This is a genomic window from Zwartia hollandica (assembly GCF_019923725.1).
GTDB classification, from domain to species: Bacteria; Pseudomonadota; Gammaproteobacteria; order Burkholderiales; family Burkholderiaceae_B; genus Zwartia; species Zwartia hollandica.
Genome location: NZ_JAHXRI010000010.1, coordinates 199,221 through 210,629 on the forward strand (window position 1 = coordinate 199,221; position 11,409 = coordinate 210,629).

Below are 11,409 nucleotides of genomic sequence, written 5' to 3' on the forward strand. Positions count from 1 at the left end.
ATAGTCTTGCTAGCTGGCCTCGCTGGGTGCGCGCAGCCCCAGCGGCCCGTCCCTTTGACGATCATCGACAATTCGATCGGTATGAAATTTGTCCGCATTCCAGCGGGAGAGTTTCAGATGGGCAGCATTGAAACAGTCGACACGCTATTGGCAGATTTTCCAACATATATCAGAGATCATCTTGCCGCGCCAGACGATGAGCAACCCGTTCATCGTGTCCGTATTTCAAAGCCGTTTTTTCTTGGACAATTTGAGGTCACGGTCGACCAATTCAACACTTTTGTTCAGCAATCTGGTTACACGCCAGAGTCTATCGCTGACGGAACGGGTGCTTATGGCTTTAACGCGCATTACGACCCGAGCAAGACTGAGCGGCAAGACGCTTTTGAAGGTCGTGACACGAAATACTCCTGGCGCAATCCAGGTTTCGTACAAAGCGGGGATGAACCTGTCGTGAACGTTACGTGGAAAGATGCAGTGGCACTGGCTGACTGGCTGAGCCGCAAAGAGAAGGCGCATTATCGATTGCCGACCGAGGCGGAGTGGGAGTATGCCTGCCAGGCTGGCTCGACGAATCGACATATGGGGGGCAACAAGCCCGCAGCATTGGCAGAGTATGCAAACATCATGGACCAGGACACAACAAAAAACTGGCCGCAATATGCTGACAGAGCGGCTCAGTACTCAGACGGTTTTGCATACACCTCACCTGTTGGCAGCTTTAAGCCAAACGCCTTTGGTCTGTATGACATGCTTGGCAATGCTTGGGAATGGGTCTCCGACTGGCATGCTCCGGACTATTATTCCCGCTCGCCAACAGAGGATCCCACCGGGCCTCAATCCGGCGAGGTCAAGGTCCGTCGAGGCGCATCGTGGCACACCCTACCCATTTACGCCCGCTGTGCGTTTCGTAACTGGAATACGCCAGAAACCCGTTATACACTGGTCGGGATTCGGCTTGTAAAAGAAATTGAATAGGCGCGCTTACCAAGCGCACTCACAAAGAAAAAGGACTTAGCTATGCTATCAGTTAACAACACTTCACCCTTTTTGCTAGGTACTTTATGCATTGCTTTGAATGTGCTTTCAGTGCCGGCGATGAGTCAACCAAGCAAGCCAAGTAGTGAAGATCTAGCGGCAAAACTGACTAACCCTGTCGCAGACTTAATTTCTGTACCCTTTCAATACAACTATGACGGTGGCATCGGTCTTAACAAAAAAGGATCTTCCAATAGCCTGGTCGTACAACCCGTCATCCCAATCAAGCTCAACAACGACTGGAACTACATTGTCCGCCCGGTTGTCACCTTTGAATCCCTGAACAAAGTTGATGGCTTTAGCGGCAATGGAGCAGGACCTGTATTGCTAGAGACCTTTTTCTCTCCTCGCGCGGCGAGTAACTTTATTTGGGGTGTTGGTCCAATTCTCAGCACCGCCTCACTATCCGGCAGACAGTTTGGCACTGCCCAGACTGGAGCCGGCGTGGCAGCGGTGGGTCTCGTCATGAAAGCCCCCTGGACCGCTGGCCTACTGACTTACAACACCTGGAGTGCCGGCGGTAGTGCAACATACGGTACAGCCAATAACTTTTATTACCAGCCCTTTGTCTCGTATGTGACCAAGGATGCCTGGACATTCACAGTCAACACGCAATCGACGTTTAACTGGGATCTACGTCGCGCAGAAAACCCAGTGAATGCGACGGTTTCAAAACTCGTTCGTTTTGGCGAGGCGCCTGTCTCGTTTTCTGTTGGCGCTCGCTACTACCTAAGCAGTATGCCTGGCGGTGCCACGGGCTGGGGAGCTCGTGCGAGCGTGACCTTCTTGTTTCCCAAATAACTTGATGTAGCCGCCCAAGCTAAATCAAAACCGGTGAGACAGACTCAACGCTGCAGCGACACCGGTTTTATAACTATCGCTGTACGGCGTATTACCGCTGGCATCAACGACGGAAAGATTGCCACCTACTGTGGCAGCGGCATACAAGTCAACCCGCGTGGTCCGAGCCAACTGATAGGACAAACGTCCGAACAGTGGGACGAACTTGTTTTGACCAATACCGCCAGGGACGGGTCCCGTGTCGTTGAGCCTAAAGCGATACGAACGATAGGCACCACCGCCTGCCAGAGTCCACTTATCGGTTAGCGCATAGGACAACTCTAAACCAGCACCACCTGATGGCCCGGCTGGCAAGGGATTGCTGAGTCGCAATTTATCCGTAATGTTCCAGTTCACGATCAGGTAGGGAAAAACCTTGGTTTGATCGATTTGTCGGAAGACGCCCGCACCAAAACCCAGGGTAAGGTCTTTAGAAAAACGCCTTGCAGCACTCATCACGGCACCGTACGTGGCAGTGCCGCCAGTCCCTGTGCCAGACTCACCCGACCATTCAACCGTTGGCACAAAGCCTAAGCGCCACTCGGGTGACAGCGCGTAATAAAAATTCATACCAAGGGCGGGAGTTTCTATCGAAGACCAAGGCCCTCTTCCATTAAAGGCTGTCGGGCTCGACCACTTCCAGTTCTGATAGTTGTAGCGTACGTTCACGCCAGCGGCGAACTGGTTTGTAAATTGCTTTGTCACATTTAGGTTGGCAGAAGCATCCTGCCAGTTAAAACTTCCACCGCTACCCAACCCCGTATCGAACTGGTTTAGTCCAGTTATACCCAAGGAGGTCACCGTTACACCCGGCGCAGCAGGTTGGGCCATCGCAATTTGACAAACAGACAGCAAACAAGCCACGCCAATGCTAGGAATAAATGTGCGGCGCTTTGCCCCAAAATTAATAGATTTCATAGATTTACACCCTGATTGTCGTTAGTTCACATGCCGTGCAATGAAGAATACACCAGCAAAGGACGCAACGAGCACTCCGGTGTTCCACGTAATGAGCCGCCAGCTCATTGCTTTGAGCTCTTGATGGACTAAGGTGGTTAGCTTTCCTTCGAGATTTGTCATTCTTTCGGTCAGACGCCCATCCAAGCGAGCTAAATCCTCACGCGTCGCTAGCGTGGGGACAATGGCCTCAAGACGTGTTAGTCGGGCATTTATTGAAAAGCTGCGCATACTGACCTCATTCAAAAATATAGGTCACAGTATGACGCCAAGGGTTTATTACGACTAGCGCAAATTTGCGTTTTATCTTCGTTAATTTGTAAAGAAGGGTAACTGTGTATTACGGCTGAAAACAGATCGATAGCGGGGTGCCTGCCTTCAGTCTACTTCTTACCCGTACAGGCAAAGTTTTTGAGCTCTTGTTCGACGCTCCGCGGATTAATTGCCTTCCAAGGACCGTATACTTTTTGCGTGTGCACTACTTCACCTTGAGCCATACGCTCATCAAACAGCTCAACTGTGTAGATACGTACTCGATTATCCGGACAGTTGTATTGAGCCTTGATAACAACCGAGCGAAAGACATGACCCTCTTCGTTCCGCATCCTTCGTTTGTAATCAAGCATCTCTGCGACGTTTACGAACTTATCCATACGAATGAGCTCGCTACGTTCGGTATAAGTTGTGACCGTAGCGTCATCATGCATGTTAAGCCACTGAGCTTGCGCGGCTACCGGCAGAGCGCTCCCCGCTAGACTCAACACAACAAGAACGGTCGATTTAAAAAGGTGTTTCATGAAGTGAAAGTCCTTAAATCAAACTAAAATTGATGCCGTATACCAACACCCACAACTGTACTCTGAGCAGACTTCACCATTGAATAATTACTTCCGTATGACGCATACGAATACAAATTGGTACGACGCGTAAAGTTGTAGGTGTAACCAACGCTGTAAATCGCCTGCGTGGCAGACTCTGGCCGCAAGACGCTGTCGCCAATCGGTTGCATAAACTGAATCGAAGCAAGAACGTTACTACTAGGCGTTACCGGAATATTTGCACCTACAAAGTATGAGTTCGCTGCAGTGCCCGGTGTAAATATCGCGCCTGCTCCGAGTGTTGTGTTCGCCAGTAAACTACCGGTTGTGGCACCGGTTCCCGGAGGTTGTCCACCCCAAGCGCCGTTGCGAGTTTGCCCGTAGGCGACAGATACTTTCGCAACTTGAAAGTTGTAGGCACCCGCCACTAACCAAGCTGTTGGGTTAGGCTTTGGCGGACCGTCCGGTATGTTGTCTGGGCCTTGCAACTGATCGTAAGCTGCAGCTAAAAGCAAAGGACCCTTCGTGTATGTTGCTCCTAGCGTTACGGCACGCAGGTTATTGCCAGGCTCAAACTGATACCCAGCATTAATGGCACGGCAGGTCGCTACGACGCACGATCCATTGTTCGTGTAGATTCCAGACATCTCTGTTGCGAAGGAATATCCCAACCCTAAAGCTAAACCCTCCAAGGGCCGAGTCTGAAACAACAGCATATTGCTATAGCGTACGGTATTTGCCGAACCAAACGACGCACCAATATTTGCTTGCCCAAAGCCCTCTACAAACGGATCGATCGCCAACAAGTAGTTACTTGCCAAATTGATCTGACGCCCCAGATCGAGCTGTCCAAGATCTATATTTTTGTAACTCAAGGTGGCTTGCCGACCAAACAACAAGCCACCTTGTCCAGACTGACCATTCGTCGAATTAAATCCGCCCTCTAAGACAAACAGCGTTTGATTGCCATTGCCCATATCATGGACGCCACGCATACCAAATCGCGAACCACTTTGCACGCCGTTGGCAACGCCAAAAAAGGTTTCTGCTGCCCTGCTACCGAGTACGTTTTGGCTTGTGCTGAGATACTGCAGACCAGTATCAATAATCCCATAAAGCGTCAGAGAATTTTCCGCGCGCACACTCGATCCAATCGAGAGCATCAACGACAGCAACAGAAATACTTTCTTCATGGTTCGCAACAAATTGAACTGGTCTAGTGATATTTGGTAGTAGTTTACATTTGGCATCGTAATATGCAACGATAGCTTTCATAGATTTCACCCAAAGCGAGCAAAATAATGAAAAAAATTGGAATGATCGGTATCGGTATGATGGGTCATGGCATTGCGACCAATTTGCTTAAGCATGGCTACAAGTTAACGTTACTTGAGCATCCGGGTAATCAGCCCTTAGCTACGCTGGTTACGGGTGGCGCGGCAACGGCCTGCACGCCCCAGGCGCTTGCTGCGGCATCAGAAGTCATTATTCTGTGCGTGACCGGAACGCCCCAAGTCGAAGAGGTTCTAATGGGAGAGAATGGCGTTCTAAAGGGCCTTAAACCTGGCACAGTAGTAATCGACTGCTCAACAGCCATTCCCACCTCGACAGACCGTGTTTCCGCCATGGTTATTGCAAACGGCGGACTATTTTTAGATGCACCCATGACCCGCACTCCAAAAGAGGCAGCCGAAGGCCGACTAAACCTGCTCGTGGGCGCAGACACTACTTTATTTGAACAATGCAGACCTTTACTCGCCTGTTTCGCCGAAAACATTGTGCATGCGGGTCCGATCGGAGCCGGGCACCGCATGAAGTTACTCCATAACTTTGTTTCGCTGGGCTCGGTCGCTTTGATGGCAGAAGCAGCCGCTTGCGCAACCGCAGCGGGTATTCCAGCACAAACATTTGTCGACGTGCTGGCGATGGGCGGTGGTTGGGGCGCACCGCTCGATCGCCTGAAACCCTATCTTGTCAATCAAGATACGTCGAGCATGCGATTTAGCATTGCCAATTCGCTTAAAGACCTTAGCTACTACAACCAGATGGCCCAAGATATGGGGAGCGATAGGACCGTTGCAGCATCTATTAAAAAGACACTAGAACAAGCCTGTAAAGATGCAGATCCGCAAAAACTGTTGCCAGAGCTCGTGACGATTATCAGTCAGCGCAAGTAAGGCGGTGGAGTACCGCCATTGGCATTACATCCCGTGCAGGGGCATTACCTTGCGTACAGCAGGCATCTCTAGCATACGCTTGTAGTGCTCCGCCACGCGAGGGAACTTAGCGATGTCGACGCCATCCGATGTCAACCAACTCGACATTGTGAAGAGATAGGGATCAGCAACCGTAAAGTTAGCACCCATCACCCACGGGCCACGCAACAGTTCACTTTCAACCCAAGCAAAACATTCACTCATATTTTGCGGGACCTTGGCTTTCATAGACTGCTGGGCAGCTGCGTCATCTGACCAACGCGATCCGCGTGGTCCATGGGCATGAACGACATGCACCGTAGAGCAGAACCAACTGTTCGCAGCCTGCATTTCGGCCAATGCAAAGGGGTCACTTAGTGGGGCTAGCTCTGCTTGAGGATAGGTCTGCGCCAAGTACAACAATAATGCGGGCGTCTCAGTAATAACGCCACGGTCCGTCACCAACGCAGGCACTCTACCTTTGGGGTTCACCGCGAGATATTCTTTGGTCCTTTGCTGATTCTCACGAAAATCTAGCTTGATGCCTTCATAATCGATGCCAATATGTTCGAGAACAATATGTGTTGCGAGGGCACAGGTTTTAGGGGCATAGTAGAAACGTGGCTTCATAGTCATGATCCGTTTTTTTTAATGTTAATGATATCTTTACAGACTGGGCATTTCGTCTTTTTTGGACGTACTTTCAGTGAATCAAGCGCCTACATTCTCCGACGATTGCGTCGACAATCTCCAAAATCCCGTTCTTCTCTCAAGATAGCGAATAAGTTGATCAAAAATTAGAACGACCGCCACTACGATCAAAATGCCTGCGAATACTTTCGCGCTGTCTAGAGAACCACGATAACGTGTAATCAAATAGCCAACGCCTTGAGCAGATGTCAGCATTTCTGCCACGACGACACCGACAATGACTAATGACCCGCCGACGCGAAACGCAGAGAGAATAGTAGGAATAGCTGCAGGAAGCAGTACTCTAAAAATGAGTTGGCGACGGGAAGCACCCAAGCTACGTGCAATCGTAATGTAATGTCGATCAATCGTCTTCACACCAGCTAACGTACCAAGAAAACATGGAAAAAATCCATAAATACTTGCAAAGGCTACTTTAGAGTGCATACCTATACCAAACCACGCAGTAAACAGCGGGTACAGGATCACAATCGGCACCGCATACCCACTTGACGCAAGCTGCTGCGCAATAGCGACCAAAGCTCTCGATGTAGACAACAACAAGCCAAGACCGATACCAGCTCCACAGGCGATCACAATCGCTAACCCGATGGCCTGTGTGGAAAACCACAGATGTGTAAGGTATTCGCTTAGCGATCCCCACAAAGCCATCAGCGCATCACTCAATGGAGGAAGAAATAGCGTCGGTATAAAGCCGAAGCGTGGGAGCAACTCCCAACACAGGATCAAAATCACGACAAACAGCAAGCGAGTCGTACGCGGAGAAAACCTGTTTTGGTAAATAGAGCTCATCAATTAACTATCCACAACGCGCGACTACGAGACAAAAACATCTTTCTAATGCTTTATTTGATTCCAAATGCGCTCTCTCAACTGAGCAAAACGTACCGTGGACATCATTTCATATTTACGAGGCCGCGGAAGATCAACTTCAATTCGATCAATTATTTTTCCTGGTCGCGCAGACATCACAATGATCTCATCGGCAAGATAGGCAGCCTCTGTCAAGCTATGCGTCACAAACACCACTGTCTTTTTGGTTTTCTCCCAAATTGACAACAGTTCATCTCCCATCGTGATGCGTGTTTGTTCATCAAGGGCGGCAAAGGGCTCATCCATCATCAGTAGCGGGGGATCTTGAACGAGACCTCGCGCTATCGAAACACGTTGCTTCATCCCACCAGAAAGCTCATGCGGATAGCGATCTTCGAATCCCTGCAACCCGACAAGAGACAACAGTTCTTGAGCTCTTTCTTTTCGAACTTTTTTTGGGACGTGCTTTAAGGACAGCGGGAATTCAACATTTTCCAGCGCTGTCAGCCACGGATAGAGGCTCGCCTCTTGAAACACGACACCCGCGATATCCGGGTTAGGAGAAGTCATAGAATGTCCACTGCACAAGATCGTGCCTTGGCTCGGTGCAAGCAAACCCGCCATCATCATTAGCAAAGAAGATTTCCCGCAACCACTCGGTCCAACGATCACGACAAAGCGCCCTGCTTGAATCTCTATATTGATATCAATGAGCGCTGGAACCAGCCCATCACGAGACTGATATGTATGGCTTAGGTTCGAAATCCGAACCATTGGGTCAGTACTTTGCATTATTTATTCGCGCCAGTGTTCAAACTTCATTTCAAACCATTGGATGGTTTCATTAAAAAGAATCGTAGCTACAGAAATAATTAGAATTCCAGCCCCAAGTTCTTTGAGCATGAAGTTCTCGCCCCAATTGGCAATCATCTGACCAAGACCTACCTTCGACGCATACATTTCAGCCAAAATAATTCCGGTCACATTAAAGATCATTCCTAATCGAACTGCCTCAAGCAATATGGGCGCCATCGATGGTAGGTATACACGTGTGGCAATCTGCATTCGACTGGCACCGAACGCGCGCGCCACTTTCAAATGATCCGACTTGACTGAATCGACCGCAGCAAAGGTACAAATTAAAATAATAAAAATTGTTGAGAAAATACCGAAAGCAACTTTTTGGAACAAACCAATTCCAAATGCCAAGATAAACATTGGCAAAAAGACAGTTTTGGGTATCGAAAAGACCAAGTAGATGATCGGCTTGAGCACTTGCCCCCAGTACCGGCTCTCGGCAATTAAGATGCCAATCGTCACTCCGGCAGGGACGGCAATAACAAAACCTACTGCGAGATGCTCAAGTGTGGCGTAGAGATGCTTGTGAAAAGCAGCGCTGAATAAAATTTTTTCGGCAGCGCTGAGTACGCCCCCAACGCTCGGAACCAAATCAGGATTCACCCATTGATTCGCTAACAGTAACTGCCAAAAAAACAAAAAAATCGCTCCAGAGATCGACCAAATCACTAAGCTGCGAAATATAGATTTAATCATCTCTGGAGTACTGGCGTCATAGTCAAACAAACTCTAAATCAGTCCTTCGTTTTCTCGTTCTTAGCCAATTGGTACAAATTTATCAGTTGTGATTTCAGCTTGCGGCGCTAAATCTTTAAAGCCACCGATCACTGCAAGCTCCATCGCAAGCTTGACCTGCTCAGCCGTGAACACTCCATTTTTGGAGAGTCGCATATAGGTCTCTTCAAACTCCTGTTTCGCCACAGCAGGTGCAATGTTATTCACATCTGCGACTATCTTTATCGCTCTGTCTGGATTGTCTTGCATAAACCTCACAGAACCATAGATCGCTGCTAGGCTCGCTTTCAAGGTCTCAGCCCTAGACTCGATGAACTTATCCGTCGTCACCCAACCCGTTGCCAAGTGGGAGGGAATAGCCGTGGAGTAATCCATCAACGACTTCGCCTGTTTGTTCTGCAATACCTGAAAACTAAGCGGAGGATACACAACAGCCGCATCAACGTTTCCAGAGAGTAGGTTAGGTACTAAACCGCCACCACCTAAAGGTACGCTCGTAAAATCAATCTTCTGATTCGCTTTCGTCCAAAGCGCTAGTAAATCTGATAGTGATCCCGCAGCAGTGATTCCAATTTTTTTCCCAGCCAGCTCTTTGATATTCGTAATCTTCGAATCAGCACGCACCAGCAATTTCCAGCCTGTGTTTGCCGTTGCAGCTAAGGACACCATACGAAATGGGACGCCTTTTTTCCTAGCGGTTCCTACTTGAGAAATCAGTCCTGGAATCATGTCGGCCGCACCGGCTGCCAACGCCTCAACAGCCTCTCCGCCACTACGATATACAGTGAGCTCTGCAGCCAGCCCCATTTTCTTGAATAGTCCCTGCGCTTCAGCGGTCTCACAAATTACACTTGGCCACCATGTCTTGGTAGCGAGTCCTATACGCACTTTTTGATTCGCGGACGCTAAACCTGGAATGGCAGAGATCGCGGCTAAGCTCGATAGCGTCAAAATAGTTTTTCGCTTCTCGCTAGACTGAAGCAGATTAGAGAATGCGCGAGATACCTCTTCGTTCTTCGACACGTTAAGTCTCCTTTAGAATTGAGTGTGTTTTGTTTTTTTGATCCTAAACGAGTTACGTACAGATCACAAGCACAATAATTAGGCTAAGTCTTACTAAGAAACCAAGAAGTCTTATTATTGCGCTGCGCAATCCTCTCCCCCCCTATCAAGCCAAGACATGAGCCGCTGGACTGAAATCAAACAAGCAAGTGCCCTGCGTCATCCTGGCTTTCGTATGCTCTGGACGGCTACCCTACTTTCATCTACGGCCCGGTGGGCGGACCTTGTCGTGGTGGGTTGGCTAACGCTAGAGCTAACCAACTCGGCCTTGATGGTGGGCATTGTGTCGGGTTGCAAGATGGCCGGCTATTTATTTGCTCCGCTCATGGGTGTGGCAGCAGATCGGCTGAATCGCTACAAGCTATTAATTCTGGCCTCGATCGTAAGCGGTGCGATTGCGATGACGATGTTGGGACTGCTTCTGACAGGGCATATGGCAATTGGTTATCTCATTGTGCTGTCTTTAATCAGCAGCCTGACCTGGGCACTTGATCACCCCACACGGCAAGCCTTTATTCCAGATCTAGTTGGGCAGAAGAACCTCACAAACGCTGTCGCCTTAAACGCCGTGGCGACCGAGACGACAGTGATCATCGGCCCCGCGCTTGGCGGCTTACTGATTCCAAGCTTTGGCATCAGCGGTGCGTACATACTGATTGCAGTGATTTACATCTTCGATTTATTCGCTTTATTGCGACTAAAGAACGCGGCGCCTACGCAAGCTATTACATCAAACGCGACGACAGCAGAGAGCAAGGTAAGCTCTATCTCGCCCCTCACAAGCTTGCTTGATGGCTTTAAATACGCGTGGGGCAATCAGGCAGTATTTATGTTGTTACTCATCGCCTTCATGCTGAACTTCTTTGTGGCACCGTACCGCTATTCTTTTTTACCCTTACTCGCCCGCTATGTGCTCGACACGGGCCCAACCGGTTATGGCATGCTGACTTCGATGGCGGGGGTGGGGGCGTTAGTCGCTGGGCTATGGGTTGTCTCGTTAGGTAGCTACACCCGCCGAGGGCAATTAGTGATACTAGGTGGCCTACTATGGCCGATTGCTATTTTTCTATTATCTTTATCTAGCTGGTTTTATCTTTCTCTAGTGATCGTCTTTGTGGCGGGTATCGCTCAAGCAATAAGCTGGACCCTGATCGCCACCCTTATCCTAAGCAACACCGAAGCAGCCATGCGCGGTCGAATCATGGGCTTGCGCACTGGGGTCGTCATCAGCTTACCCTTCGGAAACTTTCTAGCCGGTGCAATAGCAGAAAACTTCGGGGTAGCAATCGCCATGGCTGGCTATGCCTGCTGCGCACTACTTCTGATGATCCTGATCATTAACCGGGCCCCCATCCTGCGCCAACTAAAGTGATTCTAGTTGT

13 protein-coding genes are annotated in these 11,409 nt (G+C 49.4%); 4 read left to right on the plus strand and 9 right to left on the minus strand.

The window, feature by feature from the left end; translation table 11 throughout:
* Positions 1-81: 81 nt before the first annotated feature.
* Both KZZ10_RS11620 and KZZ10_RS11625 read left to right on the plus strand, forming a co-directional pair.
* Complete coding sequence (locus KZZ10_RS11620) at positions 82-978, plus strand: formylglycine-generating enzyme family protein (RefSeq protein WP_259661695.1); 897 nt, start codon at positions 82-84, stop codon at positions 976-978.
* 120 nt (positions 979-1,098) lie between these two features.
* Positions 1,099-1,839 carry a transporter gene (locus KZZ10_RS11625; RefSeq protein ID WP_259661696.1) on the plus strand — a complete coding sequence of 247 codons (741 nt, stop codon included), beginning with the start codon at positions 1,099-1,101 and terminating at the stop codon, positions 1,837-1,839.
* A gap of 24 nt (positions 1,840-1,863) precedes the next feature.
* On the opposite strand, the gene KZZ10_RS11630 is transcribed toward KZZ10_RS11625, so the two are convergent.
* The 4 genes from KZZ10_RS11630 to KZZ10_RS11645 form a co-directional block, all read right to left on the minus strand.
* A complete protein-coding gene (locus KZZ10_RS11630) occupies positions 1,864-2,796 on the minus strand; it encodes a DUF6268 family outer membrane beta-barrel protein (protein ID WP_259661697.1) in 933 nt (310 codons plus the stop codon).
* 21 nt (positions 2,797-2,817) lie between these two features.
* Positions 2,818-3,066: a hypothetical protein gene (locus KZZ10_RS11635; RefSeq protein ID WP_259661698.1), complete on the minus strand. Its 249-nt coding sequence runs from the start codon at positions 3,064-3,066 to the stop codon at positions 2,818-2,820.
* Positions 3,067-3,218: 152 nt separating this feature from the next.
* Positions 3,219-3,632 carry a surface-adhesin E family protein gene (locus KZZ10_RS11640; protein WP_259661699.1) on the minus strand — a complete coding sequence of 138 codons (414 nt, stop codon included), beginning with the start codon at positions 3,630-3,632 and terminating at the stop codon, positions 3,219-3,221.
* Positions 3,633-3,655: 23 nt separating this feature from the next.
* Positions 3,656-4,846, minus strand: a complete 1,191-nt coding sequence (locus KZZ10_RS11645; protein WP_259661700.1) for a porin — start codon at positions 4,844-4,846, stop codon at positions 3,656-3,658.
* A 108-nt stretch (positions 4,847-4,954) separates the two neighbouring features.
* On the opposite strand from KZZ10_RS11645, the gene KZZ10_RS11650 reads away from it, so the two are divergent.
* On the plus strand, positions 4,955-5,830 hold the full coding sequence (locus KZZ10_RS11650) for an NAD(P)-dependent oxidoreductase (protein ID WP_259661701.1): 876 nt from the start codon (positions 4,955-4,957) through the stop codon (positions 5,828-5,830).
* Between the two features lie 24 nt (positions 5,831-5,854).
* Here KZZ10_RS11650 and KZZ10_RS11655 read toward each other — a convergent pair whose 3' ends face one another.
* The 5 genes from KZZ10_RS11655 to KZZ10_RS11675 all read right to left on the minus strand — a co-directional run bounded on the left by KZZ10_RS11655 (position 5,855) and on the right by KZZ10_RS11675 (position 9,988).
* Entirely contained in the window at positions 5,855-6,484 is a 630-nt protein-coding gene (locus KZZ10_RS11655) for a glutathione S-transferase family protein (RefSeq protein WP_375372562.1), read from the minus strand.
* Between the two features lie 75 nt (positions 6,485-6,559).
* Positions 6,560-7,351, minus strand: a complete 792-nt coding sequence (locus KZZ10_RS11660; RefSeq protein WP_259661703.1) for an ABC transporter permease — start codon at positions 7,349-7,351, stop codon at positions 6,560-6,562.
* Positions 7,352-7,396: 45 nt separating this feature from the next.
* Positions 7,397-8,164 (minus strand): ABC transporter ATP-binding protein, encoded by a 768-nt coding sequence (locus tag KZZ10_RS11665; protein WP_259661704.1) that lies wholly within the window; start codon positions 8,162-8,164, stop codon positions 7,397-7,399.
* 3 nt (positions 8,165-8,167) lie between these two features.
* Complete coding sequence (locus KZZ10_RS11670; protein WP_259661705.1) at positions 8,168-8,926, minus strand: ABC transporter permease; 759 nt, start codon at positions 8,924-8,926, stop codon at positions 8,168-8,170.
* Between the two features lie 60 nt (positions 8,927-8,986).
* Entirely contained in the window at positions 8,987-9,988 is a 1,002-nt protein-coding gene (locus KZZ10_RS11675; RefSeq protein ID WP_259661706.1) for an ABC transporter substrate-binding protein, read from the minus strand.
* A 157-nt stretch (positions 9,989-10,145) separates the two neighbouring features.
* On the opposite strand from KZZ10_RS11675, the gene KZZ10_RS11680 reads away from it, so the two are divergent.
* Positions 10,146-11,399: an MFS transporter gene (locus tag KZZ10_RS11680; protein ID WP_259661707.1), complete on the plus strand. Its 1,254-nt coding sequence runs from the start codon at positions 10,146-10,148 to the stop codon at positions 11,397-11,399.
* The last annotated feature ends 10 nt before the right edge of the window (positions 11,400-11,409 follow it).